General features: G+C 53.3%; 20 protein-coding genes. 7 read left to right on the top strand and 13 right to left on the bottom strand.

Features of this window, described 5'->3' with window-relative positions:
• Window positions 1-60: 60 nt before the first annotated feature.
• Window positions 61-2,469 (bottom strand): OmpA family protein, encoded by a 2,409-nt coding sequence (locus Q0Y46_RS02745; RefSeq protein WP_297944600.1) that lies wholly within the window; start codon window positions 2,467-2,469, stop codon window positions 61-63.
• A gap of 161 nt (window positions 2,470-2,630) precedes the next feature.
• On the opposite strand from Q0Y46_RS02745, the gene Q0Y46_RS02740 reads away from it, so the two are divergent.
• From Q0Y46_RS02740 to Q0Y46_RS02725, 4 genes are all read left to right on the top strand, one after another.
• Window positions 2,631-3,335 (top strand): ABC transporter ATP-binding protein, encoded by a 705-nt coding sequence (locus Q0Y46_RS02740; protein WP_366522468.1) that lies wholly within the window; start codon window positions 2,631-2,633, stop codon window positions 3,333-3,335.
• Window positions 3,336-3,365: 30 nt separating this feature from the next.
• Window positions 3,366-4,571 carry an ABC transporter permease gene (locus Q0Y46_RS02735; protein ID WP_297944594.1) on the top strand — a complete coding sequence of 402 codons (1,206 nt, stop codon included), beginning with the start codon at window positions 3,366-3,368 and terminating at the stop codon, window positions 4,569-4,571.
• 98 nt (window positions 4,572-4,669) lie between these two features.
• Window positions 4,670-7,870 (top strand): glycoside hydrolase family 9 protein, encoded by a 3,201-nt coding sequence (locus Q0Y46_RS02730; protein WP_297944591.1) that lies wholly within the window; start codon window positions 4,670-4,672, stop codon window positions 7,868-7,870.
• A 131-nt stretch (window positions 7,871-8,001) separates the two neighbouring features.
• On the top strand, window positions 8,002-8,631 hold the full coding sequence (locus tag Q0Y46_RS02725) for a bifunctional 4-hydroxy-2-oxoglutarate aldolase/2-dehydro-3-deoxy-phosphogluconate aldolase (protein ID WP_295681084.1): 630 nt from the start codon (window positions 8,002-8,004) through the stop codon (window positions 8,629-8,631).
• A gap of 76 nt (window positions 8,632-8,707) precedes the next feature.
• Here the strand turns inward: Q0Y46_RS02725 and Q0Y46_RS02720 are convergent, their stop codons facing one another.
• Complete coding sequence (locus tag Q0Y46_RS02720) at window positions 8,708-9,577, bottom strand: diguanylate cyclase (RefSeq protein WP_295681079.1); 870 nt, start codon at window positions 9,575-9,577, stop codon at window positions 8,708-8,710.
• 182 nt (window positions 9,578-9,759) lie between these two features.
• The gene (locus tag Q0Y46_RS02715; protein WP_297944587.1) at window positions 9,760-10,578 is read right to left on the bottom strand and encodes a menaquinone biosynthesis protein; all 819 of its coding nucleotides are present in this window, start codon (window positions 10,576-10,578) and stop codon (window positions 9,760-9,762) included.
• 79 nt (window positions 10,579-10,657) lie between these two features.
• Between Q0Y46_RS02715 and Q0Y46_RS02710 the strand changes: the two genes are divergently transcribed.
• A complete protein-coding gene (locus Q0Y46_RS02710) occupies window positions 10,658-10,948 on the top strand; it encodes a hypothetical protein (protein WP_295681074.1) in 291 nt (96 codons plus the stop codon).
• A 28-nt stretch (window positions 10,949-10,976) separates the two neighbouring features.
• Window positions 10,977-12,050: a glycoside hydrolase family 5 protein gene (locus tag Q0Y46_RS02705; protein WP_295681071.1), complete on the top strand. Its 1,074-nt coding sequence runs from the start codon at window positions 10,977-10,979 to the stop codon at window positions 12,048-12,050.
• Between the two features lie 51 nt (window positions 12,051-12,101).
• On the opposite strand, the gene Q0Y46_RS02700 is transcribed toward Q0Y46_RS02705, so the two are convergent.
• The 4 genes from Q0Y46_RS02700 to Q0Y46_RS02685 form a co-directional block, all read right to left on the bottom strand.
• Window positions 12,102-13,574, bottom strand: coding sequence for an amidophosphoribosyltransferase (locus tag Q0Y46_RS02700; RefSeq protein ID WP_295681069.1), 1,473 nt, complete (start codon window positions 13,572-13,574; stop codon window positions 12,102-12,104).
• 74 nt (window positions 13,575-13,648) lie between these two features.
• The gene (locus Q0Y46_RS02695) at window positions 13,649-13,888 is read right to left on the bottom strand and encodes a DUF1653 domain-containing protein (RefSeq protein ID WP_297944583.1); all 240 of its coding nucleotides are present in this window, start codon (window positions 13,886-13,888) and stop codon (window positions 13,649-13,651) included.
• 18 nt (window positions 13,889-13,906) lie between these two features.
• Window positions 13,907-15,940, bottom strand: a complete 2,034-nt coding sequence (locus Q0Y46_RS02690; RefSeq protein ID WP_297944578.1) for a hypothetical protein — start codon at window positions 15,938-15,940, stop codon at window positions 13,907-13,909.
• Between the two features lie 36 nt (window positions 15,941-15,976).
• Window positions 15,977-16,522 (bottom strand): NUDIX domain-containing protein, encoded by a 546-nt coding sequence (locus tag Q0Y46_RS02685; protein WP_297944575.1) that lies wholly within the window; start codon window positions 16,520-16,522, stop codon window positions 15,977-15,979.
• A 56-nt stretch (window positions 16,523-16,578) separates the two neighbouring features.
• Between Q0Y46_RS02685 and Q0Y46_RS02680 the strand changes: the two genes are divergently transcribed.
• Complete coding sequence (locus Q0Y46_RS02680) at window positions 16,579-17,646, top strand: serine hydrolase (RefSeq protein WP_297944572.1); 1,068 nt, start codon at window positions 16,579-16,581, stop codon at window positions 17,644-17,646.
• 15 nt (window positions 17,647-17,661) lie between these two features.
• Here Q0Y46_RS02680 and Q0Y46_RS02675 read toward each other — a convergent pair whose 3' ends face one another.
• The 6 genes from Q0Y46_RS02675 to Q0Y46_RS02650 form a co-directional block, all read right to left on the bottom strand.
• Window positions 17,662-18,753 (bottom strand): tetratricopeptide repeat protein, encoded by a 1,092-nt coding sequence (locus Q0Y46_RS02675; RefSeq protein WP_297944569.1) that lies wholly within the window; start codon window positions 18,751-18,753, stop codon window positions 17,662-17,664.
• 54 nt (window positions 18,754-18,807) lie between these two features.
• Window positions 18,808-19,455 (bottom strand): energy transducer TonB, encoded by a 648-nt coding sequence (locus Q0Y46_RS02670; RefSeq protein ID WP_295681052.1) that lies wholly within the window; start codon window positions 19,453-19,455, stop codon window positions 18,808-18,810.
• A 4-nt stretch (window positions 19,456-19,459) separates the two neighbouring features.
• Window positions 19,460-19,585, bottom strand: a complete 126-nt coding sequence (locus Q0Y46_RS02665) for a hypothetical protein (protein ID WP_297944567.1) — start codon at window positions 19,583-19,585, stop codon at window positions 19,460-19,462.
• Window positions 19,586-19,830: 245 nt separating this feature from the next.
• On the bottom strand, window positions 19,831-20,235 hold the full coding sequence (locus Q0Y46_RS02660; RefSeq protein ID WP_290959098.1) for a biopolymer transporter ExbD: 405 nt from the start codon (window positions 20,233-20,235) through the stop codon (window positions 19,831-19,833).
• A 52-nt stretch (window positions 20,236-20,287) separates the two neighbouring features.
• Entirely contained in the window at window positions 20,288-20,971 is a 684-nt protein-coding gene (locus tag Q0Y46_RS02655; protein WP_297944564.1) for a MotA/TolQ/ExbB proton channel family protein, read from the bottom strand.
• Complete coding sequence (locus Q0Y46_RS02650) at window positions 20,968-21,264, bottom strand: GIY-YIG nuclease family protein (RefSeq protein ID WP_295681044.1); 297 nt, start codon at window positions 21,262-21,264, stop codon at window positions 20,968-20,970. The genes Q0Y46_RS02655 and Q0Y46_RS02650 overlap by 4 nt, the downstream gene beginning before the upstream one ends.
• Window positions 21,265-21,377 lie beyond the last annotated feature (113 nt).

Below are 21,377 nucleotides of genomic sequence, written 5' to 3'. Positions count from 1 at the left end.
AAAAAACGCAAAAAAAAGCCGTCACCCTAAAGGGGACGGCTAATTTACGACATACTCAAATTAGAAGACGACGAGCTCGATGCGTTCCTGCTTACCGCTCTTCTGGTTGGCTTCCTCGCCGCTGAAGCTTGCCGTGCGGAGGCGAGTGGCATCGACACCCTTGGACATCAAGGTGCTCTGCACCGCAATGGCGCGATCCTGGGCGAGTTTCTTGTTCTTTTCGGCATTGCCATTGCCACCGACATAGCCCTGGATTTCGAGCTTCAAGGTCGGAACCTTCTTCATGAGGGCAACGATGTTCGCAATGGAGGTCGCACTGCCCTTAGAGAGCGTAGCGGTGCCCTTGTTGAAGGTGAGACCGCGGCCGAGAACCTCAAGGTCTTCCTTCTTGCTGGCCGAGCAGCCTCTAGCGTCGACAGAGATTCCCTTCGGGGTACCCGGGCACTTGTCCTTATAATCCGGGACAAGGTCACCATCGCTATCCAGAGAGCAACCGGTAGAATCCACAGGAGCGCCCTTCGGAGTGTTCGGGCACTGGTCAATACCATCGGCCACGCCGTCCTTGTCGGTATCGCGGTCGCAACCGACGCTGTCTACCTTGGCACCCGGCAAGGTGTTCGGGCACTGGTCAATCTGATCGGGGACGCCATCCTTGTCGAAGTCGAGGGCACAACCGACGCTGTCCACCGTAATACCCTTCGGAGTATTCGGGCACTTGTCCTGCTTGTCCGGGACACCATCCTTGTCATCGTCCTTCACGCAGCCGAGGCTGTCCACATCGAAGCCGGCCGGAGTATTCGGGCAGCGGTCCACGCCATCCGGAACGCCATCCTTGTCGAAGTCCGGTTCGCAACCGAGAGTATCGACCTTGGCACCCTTCTTGGTGTTCGGGCACTGGTCAATACCATCGAACACGCCGTCCTTATCTGAATCCTTCGGGCAACCCACAGAGTCAACCTTGGCTCCGAACGGAGTATTCTGGCACTTGTCGAGGTAATCGGCAACGCCATCCTTGTCGGTATCGACAGGGCAACCGTCCGCCGAGACCTTGATGCTATCCGGAGTATTCGGGCACTTGTCGAGCATGTCGGCAACGCCGTCCTTGTCAGCATCGAACGGGCAGCCGAGGCTATCCACAGCGAAGCCCTTCGGAGTGGCCGGGCACTTGTCGAGGTCGTCCATGACACCGTCGTCGTCGCTATCGCCGACGCAGCCCACATCGTTGACCTTCACGCCCTTCGGAGTATCGGGGCACTTGTCATCAATATCAATCACGCCATCGCCGTCGGTATCGATACCGCAGCCGAGGCTATCGACTGTTGCGCCCGCCTTGCTGTACGGGCACTTGTCCTTAATGTCCGGAACGCCGTCGCCATCGGTATCATTGAACTGCTTCGAGGCGAGCTTGTCACCCTTCGTAATAATCTTCGGGTCGTCGTAAGCCTTCTTGCGGGCATCGAAATGCCACACAAGGGCAGCAACACCGGCAATGATCGGGGTGGAAGCATAGCAATAGGTAGCAGACTTGCCATTCTTGCGGAACTGGACCTGGTAGTTTTCGCAATTATCACGTTCTTCACCCGATTTGTATCCGGGGTTCATGAAGAAGCGGGAAGAGAAGTCGACACCCATCGTCAAGTCAACATGGTCGCCGAGGTGAGCACGGAAACCCGGAGTAACGAGCATCGGGTCAACAACCGGATCGCGCGGGTAATCGGTCTTTTCCACGCGCATTTCACCAGAGAATTCGACGAAGAAGTCAACCGCGTTACCCGGAACCAAGTTCAGGGCCGTAGCGTAAGAAACGACGTTGGCCGCATCGTGGCCGAGAGCCTTGAGGAAGCCACCGCTCAAGTTCCAGCGGAGCGGAAAACCGAATTTCGTCAAATCAAGCGACAAAGCAAGGGATGCAGAAAGAGCCATTCCTTCGCCAGAATAGGCCGAAGTCACGCCCTTGTCGTCAAGATACCAAGCATGGCGGGGGCGCACACCGGCACCGTCAGTTCCAGACGGGATGTACATTTCAAGGAACGTAGCCACGCCAAAGAAGAAATTGTCGTCGAACGGGACGCGGAGCTTGGTCCAGACATCCACGTCGCCCATGCCCGAAGACCACATTTCGTCGCTCACAGGGGAGCCTTCATCGGAATTGGCATGATCGTAATAGACCGGCAGGCTAGCACCGATATCCCAGAAGTCAAGCAAACCGATACCCAGGTTCACGTTCCCCGACAACGAGGCGTCGTCGGCATTGAATGAAGAAGTCTTGCCATTTTCATCGGTATAAGTACCGCCACGACTAAGAGACCAGGAATCCAATGCAAAATCACCACCCAGACCGAAGGAGAAATTCCATTGTCCCAACGTTTTGGCATTCACTTGATGAAGACCATCTGATCCGCCCTGTAGACCGGTCTGAGCAAAAGCCATCCCGGCAGAGAGCAGCGAAAGTGCTATTAACTTTTTCATCTATCATCCCTTGTTGTTAAAGGTTTGTGATGAAAAATATATTTTTTTGACAAAAAGGTTGCATCCATATCACAAAACAAGGCATCTAATTCGGCAAAAAGGAATTTATTTTGGACACATCCCCTATTCTCTCTATCCAGAACCTCCGTCGCGACTTTAAAATGGGCGACGAGACCGTACATGCGCTGCGAGGAGTGAGTTTCGACATCCACAAAGGCGAATTCGTGACCATCATGGGAGCAAGCGGCTCCGGAAAGTCCACCATGCTGAACATTCTCGGGTGCATGGACAGGCCCACCGCCGGGCACTACATACTGGATGGCGAACACACCGAAAAACTCAAGCGCGACGCCCTCGCCCGCATCCGCAGCCAAAAAATCGGGTTCGTATTCCAGAGTTACAACCTGTTGAGCCGCACCACCGCCATCGAGAACGTGGAACTGCCTCTATTATACAATTCGAAGGTTTCCTCTGCCGAAAGGCGCCGCAGGGCAATCAAGGCGCTCGAAAGGGTCGGGCTCGCCGACCGCATGAACCACCTCCCCAACCAGCTTTCGGGTGGCCAGCAGCAGAGGGTCGCCATCGCCCGCGCATTGGTGAACGACCCCGTAATTATCCTCGCCGACGAAGCCACCGGGAACCTGGACACACGCACGAGCTACGAAATCATGATGATTTTCCAGGAACTCAACCGGCAAGGGAAAACAATCGCCTTCGTGACGCACGAACCCGACATCGCTACATTCAGCGGCCGGACCATCACGCTACGCGACGGACTCGTAAAGAAGGACATCATCAACGAGAACATCCAAGACGCAAAAGCCGCATACGAAGCACTGCCACCACCGGAGATTTTTGATAATTGATAATTGATAATTGATAATGGATAATTGATAATGTCCCCACTAACTCTCATAAAAATCTCCCTCCGCGCCCTATTGCGCAACCGCATGCGCACCTTCCTCTCGGTGCTCGGCATCGTTATCGGTGTCGCAGCCGTAATTGCCATGGTCGCCATGGGCGAAGGCTCCCGCATCTCCATCAAGGAACAGATGACCTCGATGGGCTCGAACGCCATCATCATCATGCCCAACCGCGACAGGCGCGGCGGCGTGCAGATGGAATCTACCGAATCGCTCGAAGAAGCCGACGTCATCGCCATCCGCGAGCAGGCAACCTACATTAACGGTGTCTCCCCGATGATGACCGTGAACGGGCAAGCCATTGTCGGCAACAACAACTCCCCCACGTCGCTTTCTGGCGTTTCTGCCGATTACCTCAAAATCCGCAACTACGAAATCGAAGACGGCGTGATGTTCGACGATGCCACCGACCGCATGGCGAAAGTCTGCGTTATAGGCCAGACTGTCGCAAAGAACCTGTTCCCCGAAGGCGACCCCATCGGCAAGACTATCCGTTACAAGAACATTCCGCTGAAAGTCATCGGCACCTTGAAGGCTAAAGGCTCCGGCGACTTTGGGCAAGACAACGACGACGTGATTTTCACGCCCTACCAGACCGTGATGCGCAGGTTCTCGGCGACAACGAACATCCGGCAAATTTATGCGAACTCCATCGGCGAAGGCTATGCCGAAAAGGCGACCGAGGAGATTATGGGAATCCTCAAGGAACGCCGCAACTGGACAAAGCCCACCGACCCGTTCCGCGTATTCACGCAAGAAGAAATGATCCAAATGGTCACGAGCACCTCGGACCTGATATCGCTCGTACTCACGATTATCGCAGGAATCAGTTTGTTCGTAGGCGGTATCGGCATTATGAACATCATGTACGTGTCCGTTACCGAACGCACCAAGGAAATCGGGTTACGCATGGCTATCGGGGCCCGCAGCCGCGACATCATGTTCCAGTTCCTGTTTGAATCCGTCATCATCAGCCTCCTGGGCGGTGTCATCGGCATCATGCTCGGCATCGCCGCTTCCGAAATCGTAAAGACTTTCTTCAGCATGCCCATGAGCGTTTCCATTACAAGCGTCATCGTGAGCTTTGCCGTATGCTTTGCCACGGGAGTCTTCTTTGGTTGGTACCCCGCACGTAAGGCGAGCCGGCTCGACCCCATCGAAGCGCTCCGGTTTGAATAAAGCAAGATTGCGTGACATAGCTCACGCCTTTAAGCTTACTTTTTTAACACCGAACAAAGTAAGCGATGTTATATTATTTTACGTTGCAGGAGGATGTTATGCTTCGATACAAAAAGGGAGCCCTTGCAACAGTCGCCACATTAGCGTCTCTTTCTGCAACCGCAGCATTCGCTGCCACTTCTCCCTACGATCTGATTCGCCCCACCTGGCCCGTGAGCTGGGATTCCACGGCGTTCGACAAGTTCGACACTACAGGAAGCAAACTCGTCAATCCCCTGAATTTTGCCAAGACTCCTGCAAGTTTCAAGGCGGGAGAAATCATCCCCGACACCTTGGACCAGGTCTACTATGACGCCCTCAATTCCAAGATTTCCGCCATCCGCGTGAACCAGGTTGGCTATCTCAAAAGCGACAAGGAACGCCGATTCTACTTCATCGGCGACAAGGCAGAAGGATTCGAGGTTGTCGATGCTTACGGCAAGTCCCTCAGCACCAAAATAACCGGCACCTTTACCACAAGCGAGAACGAAACAGAGAGTAGCTGGACCATTATCGCCGGTCCAGACCGCAGATCGTCGGACAACATTCGCTACAAAGTTGATTTCACAGGCCCCTCCGGAAAAATTTTCATCGGCAACATTCCCCAATCCGTGCCCACCGGGACACGCCTGCGCATCAAAGTCGGCAACGAGATTTCCAGCACCTTTATCGTCAGCGACGACGTCTACACCATGGCAAAAGACGCTTCGCTCAAGTTTTTCGGCATCCAGCGCAGTGGCAACTCCGAGTCCTGGTTTCACGGGCCGAGTCACCAGAAAGACGGTGGCGGCAAATTAGTCAACCTTGTAACAGGCAATGCCGTGACCGACACGACTTATCTGAAGGAGGGAGACCTGCAGGGTGGCTGGTACGATTGCGGAGACCACCTGAAGGAATCGCAGTCGCAAGCATTCTCCTTCACGGCACTTGCCGTGATGTCGGCCACCAATCCCTCCAAGGATGTAGACCACTACGCCTACAATCAGGGTGAATTTGAAAAGACCGACGGCATCCCGGATATCCTACGCGAAGCCAAGCACGGAGCCGACTTCTTCTTAAGGGCTTACCGCGTAGCCAACGGCGTTATAGACAAAATGCCCGTTTCTATCGGAAATTATAACTACGACCACGGATACTGGGGCCGTCCCGAAGTACAGGACAACATCGCGATAACTGGTCGCGGAGGAGCCGACGAACGCGATGTCCGCTTGGGCGAACTTGGCTCCAACGTTTCGGCCGAAATCGCCGCGGGACTCGCCATCTTGGGCAAGGACTACGCCAAATACGATTCTGCTTTTGCCGACAGCTGCCTTATGGTAGCAGAAAAGATGTACGAATTCGCCAAGAACCTTGAACTTAAGACTTGGAACCGTGGTGGTCCTGGAACATACGACGGCGGCAAGACCTATGTCCATAACATAAAAGCAGAAAGCTGGGCGACTCCGGCCTATAACGGCAACTCCACTTCCTATGACGATCTGTCCGTCGCCGCTATAGCGCTCCATTACGCCACCTACGAGACAACCAAGAAAATGGACTATCTGGACGATGCCGCAAAAGACACTATTGGCAAATGGATGACGTGGGAAAGTTTCGGCTTGCGCAAGATGGGCCAGAATACGGATTGGACCAGCACACAGATCTACGCCCTGTATGCCTTTTATAAATTACTCCTGAAAGATTCAACAACGAGCACCAAATACGGCATCAGCGCCAGCGATCGCCTCAAGTATATCGAAAAAGTCATAGATCTCTTGGGGTTCAATCTCGCCGAATTATCGATTCCAATAGGACACGAAGACTTCAGATTGCCCCCCGACAATCGAATATTCGCGACAGAAGACCATGTATGGTTCTCCATGCTTTCCACAACACAACGGTATTATAACTACGGCCAGGTAGGCAACATATTTGACCTCCTTGCCTATGCAGATGTCGCAAAAAATATTGTGAAACAAGGAGAAACGCTCCCCAACATCACGGCATCCAGCCTTATGTCCGAAGAAACATTCCAAGTCGCCATCAACAAGCTGAACTACCTCTTCGGAATGAACCCTTGGGATATCTCCCTCGTTTACGGAGTCGGCGACAAGAACGACGCCCATCCGCACCACAGAGCCGCAAACCCCGAAGGGAGTATGTCTCCCGGCCTTGATTACAAGTACAGGTGTCCCGTCGGTGCAATTTTGGGAGGCGCGCGGCCAGGCCAGGAAAACAAATGGAACCCGGGATCAAGCATGAGCTGGGAAGAATACAATATATCAGAAACCTGCCTCTTTGCTTCTGCACTTCTCATGTCGGCCCTCACCATCGCAAGTAACGGTGGAAGCGACTACTACGAAAAGAAGTGCGACAGTTGCAAGACTGACCCCAAGATACCATTTGTCGGAAACATCTACCCATTGGTCTATCGTTACATATGGGCCGATCTAAACTTTTTCAGCATCTCCATCGAAAACGGTACCCTGGACAATTTGGACAGCGTTACAGCCTACATATATTTTGAAGCGACCAAAGAAGACATGGATTCCTGCAAAACCCTCTTCGAACTGGATCTGTGCCATAAACTCAACATTGCCGGATACTACGAACTTTGCGATGGAAACGACGAAATTAAAAACTTCGTTAAAAATAATCCTCCCTATATAATCGAAGACTCGTTCGACAAAGACAAAAAAACATACACCTGGGTACAAGAAATTCCTATAGATTCCATTAATTACGGGAGCCAGATTCGACTAGATCTGGTGGCCACCGCAGGTTCGCTCGTTAACGGGAAATGCAGCATAAACCACACCCCAGCCAAGGCCAATATCGTTGACGGCTGGAGCTTTACTAGCCATGCCAAAACTAACGACGCGCCCGCCTATGACGGGGCTCCCGAATGGGACAAGGACCAAGGCGACATCCAGAAGGCTCCCAAAGATCCGTATATCGTCATCCGCAGCAAGGGCAATCTCCTATGGGGCTACGGTCCGGGAAAAACAACCGACGTCCATAATCACATAGCCAGGGTAGTCGAAGTCAGCCACAAGGCCCGCATGCAACTAAGCGGCAAGAGGCTCTTTGTCATGACGACCGCACAGGGAACAAAGACGTTGAAGCTCTTTGACCTTCTCGGTAACCAACTGATGGAATCGACATTCGATGGCACACGCGCCGATATAGGCCTTGAAAGGCTCCCCCGTCACGGAACCATTATCGCAAAGCTTACGTCCAACGGCAAACCGCTTGCCATCCAGACGTTCAAAATGAAATAAAACTCAATCTACTCTCTCATAATCTAACCCGCTATTTACATTTAGTATAGCGGGTTTCTTTATTCCCCTCATTCCCCACCCGTCCGTAGGCACCCAATGCCGCCCCTCCGTCTATTTTCTATACTATAACTATGGATTTGCTAGAATTTATCAAACCGATGCCGGTCGTGGGCATTCTCCGCGACATTCCCCAAGGCGCCGAAGAGGCGTGCGTCAAGACGGCCGCCCAGTGTGGCCTCAAAGCCATCGAAGTCACGATGAACACGGCGAATGCCGCCGAAATCATCGCCTCGCTCAAGACGGCTGCCAAACCTCACGGCATCACAGTCGGCGCAGGCACAGTCCGTCACGGGCACGACCTGGAAAAGGCTCTTGCCGCTGGAGCAGAATTCATTGTCACCCCGAACACCCGCAACGAAATCATCCGGCTTTCGTGTACGGCAGGCATCCCCATCATTCCGGGGGCACTCACGCCGACCGAAGTGCAAAAAGCCTTTGACCTCGGTGCCACGGCCGTGAAGATTTTCCCGGTCAACTGCGTAGGCGGCCCCGAATACATCAAGGCGCTGCGCGGCCCTTTCCGCGACATCCCGCTGATGGCCTGCGGCGGAGTCAATGCGGAAAACGCCCAGGATTATTTCAAGGCGGGAGCGAACCTCGTCTCGTTCGGAGCAAGCATTTTCAACCCGACGCTCATGGCTGCCGGCGACTGGGACACCATCGCAAACAAGCTGAAAGCCCTGCTCGATGCGATAAAGTAGTTCCAGGCTATATCGATTAAACAGCAATGGCGGGCCAAAACCCGCCATTTGAATTTCAAAGCAAGGAATTTATTCCTTATTTTCTCCCGGCGTGCATCTGTTTCTTGCACTCGTACATGGAGGCATCGGCACTGTGGAGCATGTCGTCCATGTCTTTGTAATCTTCGGAGGAATGGGCTATGCCATAGGCGAAGGTCACGGACTGGTCCACGATGGTAATGCCCGACACGGCGTTCTGCATACGTTCTGCGCAAGTCAGCGCACCCTGCCTGTCGGTATCGGGGCATAGCACCATGAACTCGTCACCGCCCATGCGGAACAGCACGTCGGAATCACGCAAGAGCTTCTTGACGACACCCACCACACTGCGCAGCAAGAGGTCGCCTGCCTGGTGGCCGTACTTGTCGTTGACCAACTTGAGACCGTTCAAATCAAAGTACACGAGCGAGAACGAAGTCCCATAGCGCTTGCTGCGGGAGAACCATTCCCTGAGGGTGTACATGGCATGGCGGCGGTTATAGCACTTGGTCAAATCGTCCGTAAGCGAGATGTCGCGCAAGAACCGGAGTGTCCTGGACAAACGGATATGCACGTTGACACGCGCAAGCAAGATGTCGGCGATGGCGGACTTGCTGATAAAATCAGAAGCACCGGAATGGAAACCCTTCGTGACACTGTCGGAATCCTCGCGGCTCGTGAGGAAGATAATCGGCAAATCGTCCAGGGCGTACATCTGACGGATACGGAGACACACTTCGAATCCGTTCAGGCTCGGCATGTTGATATCGAGCAAGACAAGGTCTACCCTTTCGTGTTCCAGCCGTTCAAGAGCCTCTTCGCCCGAAGTGCATGTCACGACACTATACCCGACATGGGACAAAAGCGCGCTGGTCTTATCCAGCATTTCGACATTGTCGTCTACAATGAGAATTCTTTCCTCAACCATGTTTCCCTCTTTCTGTGACACATAGCCTCTAGGTCACAGCACAACTAATCTAATATTCTTTTACCGAAAAAGAATACCCCGAAAAATAGGAAATCTTGCTAATCTTTCTTTTTTGCGGAAAAAGGCTTTTTTCCCGCACAATGTAACATCTTTATAACAAATTGCCGTATCAAAAAGGCGCTCTAGAGGTACTCCAAGCGAGGGACACAAGGCACCAAACCACGGCGGGACGCATATTCGAAGAACATTTTGAGCGATTCCTTGCGCTGCTCCGTGAACCGGTAGTCCAGTGCATTGTAGTATTCGTCCACCACAGGGCGCGGCAAGTTCACGGGATATTTTGCGAGCCAAAGGTCCAATGCGTGAGCCTTGTCTTCGCGGAACTTATCGATGCTTTCTTGCGTCAATTCCATATAACGTTCCACAGTCGGGCGGCAATCTGGGCCAAGCACAGCTTTCGAGATGACCCACGCCCCGAACACGAACGGGACTCCCTGCCAAGCCTGCCACAGCGTCCCGAGGTCGTAGCCGAAGGCGAACCGGTGCCGTTCGTTCTCCTCGAGCGCCTGGTCTCCAATCAGGAGGCACGCATCGTCTGCCAGGCTCACAGAACCGCCACAGACATAATCCGGCTTCAGCGAGAACCGGTCTTCCAAGATAATCCGCAACAGCGCGACAGAGGTTTCGCTCTGCGATGTCATGCGGACGGACTTGCCCGAAAGTTCCTCGATGGGGTAACGGGAAAAAAGCTTGACCGAACGGACCTCGAAGCCACAAGAGGTGCAAAGTTCCGGCGACAGCACGAACGCTCCGGGTTTCTGCGCGAAGGTGACAGAAGATGCCGGGGAAAGGTGGATACGCCCTTCCTTGAGCCCTGCACAATGGGCACTGGGTGGCCCGTCCACGAATTCGACACCGGGCAATCCGGCGTTCTCTCTCAAAAAATCGTGAAAGAACGGCGCACAGACCAAAAAAGGAATACGACCCACGCAAATGTTCATGCAAAAAAATTAACTTTTCTTCGCTAGCCTAAAAAGGCAATCCACAGAACTAACGATTAAAGATAGTGATTAAGGTATAATGGCTGTATTTCACGTGAAGAAAACCTCCGTCGGAGACGACCAGAGCAGTTTAGTCTTTAAGGGAAAAATCGTCGAAGGACCGATCAGCAAGGGCATGATCCTTGAAATTCCTGTCACCCAGGAAGCCGTGATCAAGATGAAGATTGACGACGTCGTCCAGTTCGAGAAGCAGAAGGACGACGAAAAGAAAATCGGACTTGTCGTTGATTTCAAGGCTCTCCCCGATGACATGGAAGTCATCATGGGGCTGAACATTGCCGACGAAGACCTGACGATCTCCGCCGAATAGTTATTTCAACAACAAACAAAGGGATGTTATGAAGCGGGAACGACTGCGCGGAGTGAATTTGGGCGGCTGGTTTAGCCAAGTCGACTGTATCGAAGAAAAGGATCCTGCGGGTTTTCCCGGAATACTGGAGCACATCCGGACATTCCTCTCCGTCGAAGATTTCGCGCGAATCCACAAGGCGGGGTTCAACCACGTGCGCCTGCCCGTGGACTACTTTAACCTGTTCGAAACGGAAGGACTCAAGCCCAAGGACGAGGTTTTCGCACTGCTCGACAAGGCCCTCCGCGATATCCAGGCCACCGGCCTAGACGTCATCCTGGACCTGCACAAGTGCCCGGGGCACGATTTCCACCTGGGTTCGTACCAGGAACAACCGTTCTTCGTCAGCGCCGATGCCCGCAAAGACACCGCGAAAGTCTGGGCCTACATGGCAGAGCGTTACAGCAACGAGCCCCGCGTGATGATGGAGCTCTTGAACGAGCCTGCCGCCACCGATTCCCGGATTTGGGACAAAGTCAAGGACGAAATTTTCTGGGCCATCCGCAAGCATGCCCCCAAGAACACCATCGTGGTCGGGAGCAACAAGTGGAACAGCGCCCGCGAATTCCAGTACCTGACTCCGCTCGACGACGACAACGCCATCTACAGTTTCCACACCTACACCCCCGTGACGTTCACCCACCAAGGTGCCGCCTGGATCACCGACCCGTTCTTCAAAATAGAACGCCCCTGGCCTGGGGACTACGCCGCACCCGAACAAGGCGCCGAAACCCGGCTTGACGTGGAATACGGCAAATGGGACAAGGCAAGGCTACAAGCAAGCATCCAGAATGCGCTAGACTTCCGCGCCAAATACGACCTGCCCGTCGCCTGCAACGAATTCGGAGTTTACGTACAAGTGCCGCGCAAATACCAGATGGCCTGGATGCACGACTTCATGGATATCCTGCGCGATGCCGACGTAGGCTACAGCTACTGGAACTACAAGAATCTGGACTTCGGGATTGTTTCCAAAGGAGAGTCGCTGCACAACGACCTGCCGCAGTACAACAACCCCGAAAGGCTCGACCAGGAACTGCTGGATTTACTTGCAAAAGGGTAAAAAAAATGGCGGGTCAAACCCGCCATTTTTGCATTATCATTTCAAGTTCTTTTATTCTTTCTTCGACTTCTCGTGGCATTCTTCGCAGGGGCAGTGGTAGCAATCACCGGTCTCGGCATAATCCTTGCCGCTCCAGCAATACGTACAAAGCTGTTCTGCCGGGAGGCCAATGGCATGGACCACGTCGTCGATACGCTGGAATGCAAGCGTCGTCAAGTTGAGTTTCTGACGGATGTATTCCACCATTCCCTTGTAGGCATCGGTATCCGGGTCGGTGTACTTCTCGATTTCCGGATTCTCGCCTTCCTGGTCGCGAATGTAGCGACGCGTAATCAGGTCGTACTCGTTCTTGGAACGAGAGAAGTTGATGAACTTGCACGGATAAACGAGCGGGGGGCAGGCAATACGCATGTGCGTCTCTTTACATCCGAGCGAATAAAGTTTCTGAGCCTGTTTGCCAAGCTGCGTGCCGCGCACGATGGAATCGTCGCAGAACACAAGGCGACGGTCCTTGATGAGCCCAGGAATCGGGATGAGTTTCATCGAAGCCACACGTTCGCGCTGTTTTTGGTCTTGCGGCATGAAGGAGCGGGCCCACGTGGGCGTGTACTTGACGAAGGGGCGAGCAAACTTGATGCCGGCTTCGTGTGCATAACCTAACGCGTGCGACGTACCGGAATCCGGGATACCGCAGGCGGCATCGGCTTCGGTGGGAGTTCTCTTGGCGAGAGCGGAACCGCAGCGGTAGCGCGTCATCTCGACATTGCGGCCTTCGTAACTGGATGCCGGGTAGCCGTAGTACACCCAAAGGAACGAGCAAATGGCCATCTTCTTGCCGGGTTCGACGAGCGTGACGTCGCCATCCGGAGTGAGTTCCACAATTTCACCAGGGCCCAGGTCGCGGACGTAGTCGTAGCCCAAGTTATGGAGTGCGCAGCTTTCCTGGACGACAATCATCGAGCCGTCCTTCTTGCCGAGGATAATCGGCGTGCGGCCCCATCTGTCACGGCTTGCGAAGAACCTTCCCGTGCTATCCATGAGGAGCACAGAGCAGCTACCCTTCACCTTCTCGTGAACGTACTTGAGGCCATCCACAATCGAATCACGGGTCGCGATAAGTGCGGAGACGACCTCGGTCGGTCCGACCATGCCGCTCGTCGTGGAATACTGGAGCTGCATGCAGTTGTTGCGGAAGAGTTCGTCCTTGAGTTCCTCGATATTTGTCAGGAGCCCGACAGTGACAATCGCGAACGTCCCGAGCTTGGACGTCATGACAAGCGGCTGCGGATCGGTATCGGAAATAACCCCGACACCAACCTTACCCGAGAACGAAGCAAGGTCGTGTTCGAACTTGCTGCGGAACGGCGTGTTCTGGATATTGTGAATGGAACGATGGAACATTCCGTTTGATTTCAGCACCGCCATGCCGCCACGGTGAGTGCCGAGATGTGAATGGTAGTCGGTTCCGAAGAACAAGTCGCTAACGCAATCGTCCTTGGAAACAACCCCGCAAAAGCCGCCCATAAAAACTCCTTGGCAATAGTAAAAAGCGTTTTAGCCAAAATTAGAAATTTTGGACGGACGATTCAATCCGGCAATTAAATTTCCGTGAAGCGGTCCACGACAGAACCATCGGCAAGCGTCACCTTGCTTTCGAAATCTTCTCGGGAACGCACCCAAACCGTCCCCTTCGGATGGTCGGGCGAATCGTATTCGCTACGGTAGACAACCAGAGGCCGAACGCTTTCACAATCCAAGGCATCGGCCACGACGACGGTGTAAACCATCGTCGCCTTCTTGTAATGCCGGTACTTGCGCCCGGCAATAGCCTTGGACATGGAGACGCACCTACAACGTTACTGGACGTTCACGGTACGCACGGTATTGCCGACGCGGAGCAGATAATAGCCCGCACGGGGAACCGCAATCGCGAAGTCCTGAGCAACAGAGCAGCCCTGGGACATCACGCGGCCGTTGATGTCGAGCAAGAAGTAGTCGGCACCTGCCGGAACGCCGGAAACGAGAATCTGACGGTCGGCAGCAATCACGCTAAACTGCGGCAGCTGGGCAGAGACATGAATAGCATCCTTGCCCTTACTGGAACTGCTCTTACTGGAGCTACTCTTGCCGGAACTGGACGACTTGCTATCGCCCCCTTCCTTGCTCGAACTGCTAGAAGTTGCCGTGTTCGACTTTCCTTGCGGTTCGACCGTTATGGTCACGTCGTTGCCGGGCATCTTGAACGTGAGGTTCGTTTTCGCACCGGAATCTTTCCTGTCGATGCTTGTGACTCCTTTTGCCGAGAGCGTAAAGCCAGTATACCCAGACACAAGAGTAATCGTCACCTTGATATCGTCGCCAGCTTTTGCCTTAGTTTTAGAAACTTCGCACTTCAGTTCGCCGCAGCCTTCTACCTTGACCTCGTACTCGCCAACCTTATAGGTTGCCTTTACGGTCACATCAGAGCCGGGCATCGTGAACTTGTACGTGGAACTATCCTGCACCAAATTGACCTTGTCGCCATTTTTCTTCTTGACCGAGATGGATTCCAAAGTGTAACCCGATTCAGGATAAACGCCCAGCGTAATTTCGTTCCCTTCGAGAGTGCAGTTCTTGTTTTGTTTAGAGAACGAACCCGCCATCAGGATTTCACCATTTTCGTCCGGTTCCACATTCACGCAATAGTAACCGTTGTCTTCGCTAGACGAGGAACTCTGGCTATCGGAGCTGCTGCTCGACGATTCAACCTTTTTGGAGCTGCTGGAACTATTGCTCTGCGAACTCGTCGCGCTCGAAGAGGAGCCAGCCACAGCCTTGAACGCGGCGGCAATGATTGTGTTGAAACCGGGGACCTTGTAGGTGTAAACATTGTTCTTCTTGGTCGGGGTAACCGATTTTGACACATCCACGGCATTCACCACCTTTACAAAATCAATCTCATAGTTCTCGTCGGGAGTCACTGTGAACGAGACATTGGAACCATATTTAACGTAAGAATCTCCTGTGTACGAAATAGTCCCGTTTTGAGCTTTCTGGACGGAAACCAGGTATGTCATCGCTTCGGAAGAAATGGACAAAGTCACGTCGTTACTGGGCATCTTGATAACATAGACGGTCGAATCGGCGTTATCAACCTTTCTCACGACATCGCCATTGTCAAAACCGGCAATTTCCACTCCAGTGGTCCTCACGCTATCGGTGTTGAGAATGCTAATAGTCACTTCATCGTCCACATCCGCGGAATCAGGAGCGGAGCAATTCAGGCCATCACAACCGTTAAGGGTAATCTCGTAACGGGTCGGAGCTTCCGAAAGCTTCTCCGTCATATTAAAGGTCACATCATTTCCTGGCATCGTGAAGGTGTATGTATATTCAGTCCCTTCAGAAGTATTTGAAGACGACGAGGTGATTGCTCCATTACCAAGGCCGCTCACACCTATTTCAAATCCTCCCTTTAAGTTGGAGGCTTTTTTAACGATGAACGAGACCGACGATCCGAATTCCTTGATTACAGGATCCGGGCAATCCAACAGCGTGCAACCATTGACCGTAACCGTGTAGGAACCCTTCTTGAACGATCCCGAGAGAGTCACCTCTGCCGAAGGCATCGTGAAACTGTAATTGTTACTGGAAACTTCCTGCAGCGTAATTTCTTCGGTGGGATCTGCAGTCTTATAGGCTTTCGCACTTTCCAATACATAGCCTGTTGCCGGAGTATAAAGTACACCCACCGTTGCGCCAACATATACCGACGAATCGTTAGCAAACTCATTTCCAAAGAATTGAATTGTCCCGTTTGGGACGTTAGCAGCTTCCACTTTGAAAGTGCTTTTTACCGCAAAAGCCGCACTACACACGGCCATCAATATAAGAGCAAATTTCTTTACCATATTTGTCCCCTTTTCCTTAACATACCCTTAATATAGCTAATTGCGCCCCCGTAAAACACCCAGCCAGCCATAGTCCTTTGGATGCTCAACGAATTTTTCGGGATTTTGCGCATGTAATGCGAAAAACTCATCCAGAGTCATCCAGACGAAATCGTCCACTTCGCCAGGTTGCGGCACCAAATGGGCGGCTTCTTCGTCGGTAACGCTCGTACGGTACGTATCATAATACTCGTTGTCAATATAGGTTCCGCCATTCAGCGCATTCTCGTGGATTGCCACAAAGAGGAACTCGAGGTCTTCTGGGGATTTGTTCAGGCCGAGTTCTTCGCGAAGTTCACGGATGGCAGCATTCTTGCTGGTATCCCCTGCCGAGATATGGCCCGCGCAGCTAGTGTCCAGCAGGTTCGGGTTGTTCTCCTTGAGGTGACTGCGCAACTGGAAAAGGATTTTTCCTTCGCCGTTGAACACCCAAACGTGTACGGTACGGTGCCACAGACCTTCAGCATGCACGCGGGTGCGGCCACAGGAATAGCCCGCAGGGGTGCCGTCCGGATTCAATATGTCTATCTGTTCTTCTTGCATGTGTCAATAGTAGTTTTTCCACTTCGGGGGCAACAGCCTTTTTCTAAAATTAGGCCATGCATTTTGACGATTACAGTATCAAAAAACTTCTCCAGCAGGCCGAATCGGAGAACGTGTTCCACAAGGCGGTCGCGGGGTTCATCTTGCCCGACGGGTCGGTACGCACCGTAGCCCTCAATACCCCCGAAAACACCGTATTCGACATTGCAAGTCTCACGAAGGTATGCCCCACATCGACGCTTGCACTATCGTACATTCTCGAAGGCAAACTTGACATCGATACGAAGGTCGTCGACTTCATACCGGAATTACAGACAAACTACCGCGAAGACATCCGCATTTTCCACCTGCTCACGCACAGTCTTGATTACCGCGTGCCAATGAAGACCCTGCGCGAGCTCCCACCCGAAGGGATCCTGAATGCGCTGTACACGTACCAATTTGCAAAGGCGCCCGGCGAAGATTTCAACTACGGGAACCCGGCAAGCGTGCTCCTGGGAATCATACTGCAGCGGCTGGCGGGTGCGGACCTGCAACAGCAGGGCCGCGAGCGGTTCTTTGAACCGCTCGGCATGACGCGTAGCGGCTGGGACCCGCTGAGCCGCGACTGGAATCCGGTACCCAAAAACGAAATTGCACCGACGGAGTTCTGCAACTTCCGCGGCCGCGAAATCCAGGGAGAAATCCACGACGAGAGCGCCTGGGTGCTGCGCAAACTATTCCCGGTCGGGAGCGCAGGCATGTTCAGCTGCGTGCCCGACCTGCTCAAGTTCGTGCAGATGGTGATGAACGACGAGCCGAAGGGAATCCTCGACCTAGTAAGCCGAAACGCCTTTACCCGCGAAAATGCTACCAAGTTCATGCCCGCGGGCGCCACTGCCGCGGAGGGCGCCTGCACAGCCTTGGGCTGGGAACTTGCCCAGAGCAAGTTCATGGGGTCGCATATCTCACCCCGCACCTTCGGCAAGACGGGTTTCACCGGCGCAAGCATCGTCTGCGACCCCATCGCAGGCGCCGCAGTCATCCTGCTCAGCGATTTTACTTACCCGCACCGCGAACCGAACGCCGACCGCATCCACGCCTTCCGCGCATGCCTCGCCGATGCATTTTTTGGGAAACTATAGAGCCTCTAAAACAGGCTAATTACTCTCAAACTCCAAGATGTCAGCTTGGATGGTGACATCATCGGGGAAATATTTCTGCGCGACACGCAACAGGCGCAGGGCTTCGGCATCGCGCTTTTCGGCATGGGCATCGTAGGCCATGTTCTTGAAACCGAAAACGGCTTCGGCATTGCCCTGCTTGGCGGCCAAGTCGTAGGCCGATTCGGCGCGATCATAGAACTTCGCATCGTAAGCGAGGTTCCCGAGGAAAATCGCGGCATCGGTAAAGTCGGGCTTGATGTTCACTATGTTGTTCAGCACATCCATCGCCACGAACGGTTTATCATCTTCGGCGAGGACATCGGCCAACTTGTACATGGTCGCCGTATCGTCGGGACGGACGCCTAAAGCCTCGCGATAAGCGCCGGCGCTTTCTTCGTATTTTTTGTTCAGGCGGTAGACATCGCCCAAATACACGAGGAAGTCAACTTCGTCGGGATGGGCCGCATAGCCCTCACGGATGACGGATACGGCGCGGTCAAAATCGTTCAGCGCGATGTTCGCCTCAGAAAGCTGGTAAACAATGCTGATGTCGTCCTTGTCGAACTGGTAAGCCTTTTCAATGGCGCGGAGCGCGCCGACCGCGTCGCCTGTTTTACTGTAGGCTTCGCCTAAGTAAAGCCAGCCGGAAACGTTTTCCGGCTCCAGTTTCAACGCGCGGTGGTACGCCGCCACACATTCGGGATACTGGCGCAGCCTAAAGTACACGCTCGCCATGTTGAAAAGTGCGGGAGAAAAAGCCCCGTTCGAAAAATCGACAGCTTTGCGGTAAGAGGCGGCGGCCTCAGGATACATGCCGCTCTGGTAATAGCTATTCGCGATGTTGAAACTGGTGGCGACGGGGTCGGCCCCGCGGGATTCCGCCTTGCGGTAAAGCGTGATGGCCTGCTTGAATTTGCCCTCGCGATAAAGGGCGTTTGCACGTTCCATCAGGTCGTAGGAAGATTGCGCGGCGAATGCAGACGTGGCAAGGGAAAACAGAAGTAGGAAGTAGGAAGTAGGAAGTAAACAGAACTTAGAACGCTTCTGTAATCCATAAAAAACATTCAGGAACTTTCCGAAAATCATAACATTAATCTCTACTAAAAAAATTACTTCCTACTGTCTACCGTCTACTTCCTACTAATCTCTAAACTTCACCTCAAACGGCTGTTCCATCCCGCAGAAGGGCACGGCCTTGCCTCCCTTCTCTGCCGGAGAGAACGTCATACGGCCAAGAGCCTCCCGGCCGGCCTGGGCGAGCCCCGAGCCCGCCGGGGATTCCTCGACAACCTTGATATCGTACGCCTTGCCGCTCACGTCCACGCAGAAACTCAGCCGCAGCATCGCATCGACTTCGCGATCGCGAATCTGCGGCGGCACCTGGAAATTCGGCATCGCGCGGCTTTCGGGCTTCTTGTCCACGTCGCCCTTCTCGGTCGACAGCGCGCCCCCGCGGAAATCGGCAACCAGTTCGTCGCTGATGGCGGCACCGGCCGTACCCGAGACAGCCCCCAAGTTCATCGCTAAGCGCGGGCCCGCCTTCGGCGAGCGGGAATTGGAACGCTGGCGGTTCGGCTTGCGTGCAGGCTTCTTCTTCTCGATTTTCTTCTCGACTTCCTCGACTTTTTTCACGGAGACCTCGGTTTTCACGTACTTCTTTTCGTGGAACACCTTGCCCGTCAAAAACAAGTTCGCCATCGTCACGGAGAACACGAGCAAAGCACTCGCGAGAATCGCCGCAAGCAGAATGCTAAAACGCTTTACCAGTTTTTTAATCCATCTAAACATTTCGTTACCATTTAGGCTCGAGGTTCGAGGCACGAGGCCGCCAGTTGAGTAGCGGAGATTGCTTCAGGGCTCCGCCCTTCGCAATGACAACCAAGGCGAATGCCACACCAAAACGCTTGCGTTTCGGCATGGCTGAGCCGACGAGTCATGCGCCTGCGAATGACAAATACTAGCCACCAACCACTAATCACTGTTTACTTTTTCCTCTCGTCTGTAGCCGCGCAGCGGCGTTCTCCTCATAAAGGATAACTCTACTAAGGCACTAAAGTGCCTAGTATCGTTTATCTCGTCTATATTCCTAACCACCAACCACTGTTTACTAATCACTATCTACCTCGTTGCCCCTAGATCCTAGCCTCTAGATCCTAGCCCCTACTATTCCGCCTGCGCCGCGATCGACACCTTCTTCACTCCAGCCAAATTACACATATCAATCACCTGCACGAGCACGCCCGTTTCGGATCCCTTGTCAGCAATCACCACGGCTTCGCGGTCTGGCGCCTTCGCGAGCGATTGTTTCAAAATGTCCTGCAAGCTCGCAAGGTCCACCTGACGCTCGTTCATGTGGATCGTACCCTCGCGCGTGATGGCGATGAGCAGGTTCTCCTTTTCGAGCTGGCTTGCGGACTGCGCCTGCGGCTTGGTCACGTCGACACCGGTCTCGCGGGTAAACGAGGACGTCACCACGAAAAAGATGAGCAAGATGAACACGATGTCCATCAGCGGGCCCATCTCTATGCCCATATCCTTCTGTTTTCTTCTCGGCAAATTGAATTCCATACAAACCTTCATCCTTGGATTGCCACGGCCCTAAGGGCCTCGCAATGACATTTTAGCGGTCCTGCTTCTCCACAAAATAGTTTTCTATCACCGTCGCGCCGAGTTCCATTTTCTGGCGCAAAATTTCTACACGTTCGTCTAGGCGCTGTTTCAAAAGGGTCAACGGGAAAGCCACCAAAAGCCCGCTCTGCGTCGAAATCAACGCTTCGGAGATGCCATCGGCCATGAGCACGGGGTTCTGGTTGCCGTACAGCGTAATCACTTCGAAGGTCGACACCATACCGGTCACCGTGCCAAGCAAGCCAAGTAGCGGAGCGGCAGACGCCATCACGGAGACAACATGGTTCCCTTGCTCCATGTAGCGCACCGTCTTGGCGAGGCGCACCTGCATGTAGTCACGGAAGCCTTCCGGATTATCTTTCGCCACCTCGATCGCATAGCAAAGTTCCCTACCGAGGAGCCCGCCACGCTTGCGAAGCCTGCGCAGGGCCTTCTCAACGCTCGGCGGCTCGGCGTTCTTCTCGTATTCCTCGATTCCACCGTTCAGGTCAAGACGCATGCGCTTGATGACCTTGTGGATATCCTTGCGGAAGAAGTCGCTACCGATACGGAACCAACCGGAGAACAAGAAGTAGAAGCCAACGACACCCGCCAAGAGAATAGGGAGCATCACCACGCCGCCTGCTTCGTACGTGTTCTTCAACGATTCGATGAATATGTAGAAGGAGTTGTTCAATTTTTTCCCACAGCAGAATGTTTAGCCAAAGTGCTTTTTGAAAGGTCAGTGAGCTTGCCGAACTGACCCTTGATCAAAGCCTCTTTTTTAGAGCGAGTCCAACCTTGCACTTGCTTTTCCCTCGCATAAGCGTCATCAACCCTTTGAAACTCCTCAAAATAAACAAGTTCTACAGGAAGATGCTTTCGAGTATAATTTGCTCCCATGCCCATGTTATGTTCCATAACACGCTTTTCCAAGTCTCTTGTACTACCTGTGTAGAAAGAGCCGTCAGAACACTTTAGTATGTACATGTAGCTACTCATTGTTTTTCCTTTCTGTCACTTCGGCCCTTCGGCAAGCTCAGGGGCCTTATCAGCGATCTTATAATTCTTTCCATTTCCACCGCTTCAGTTGATTCAGCAAG

It is taken from the genome of uncultured Fibrobacter sp., from assembly GCF_947305105.1.
Classification (GTDB): Bacteria; Fibrobacterota; Fibrobacteria; order Fibrobacterales; family Fibrobacteraceae; genus Fibrobacter.
This window is presented reverse-complemented; position numbering and strand designations above follow the sequence as displayed.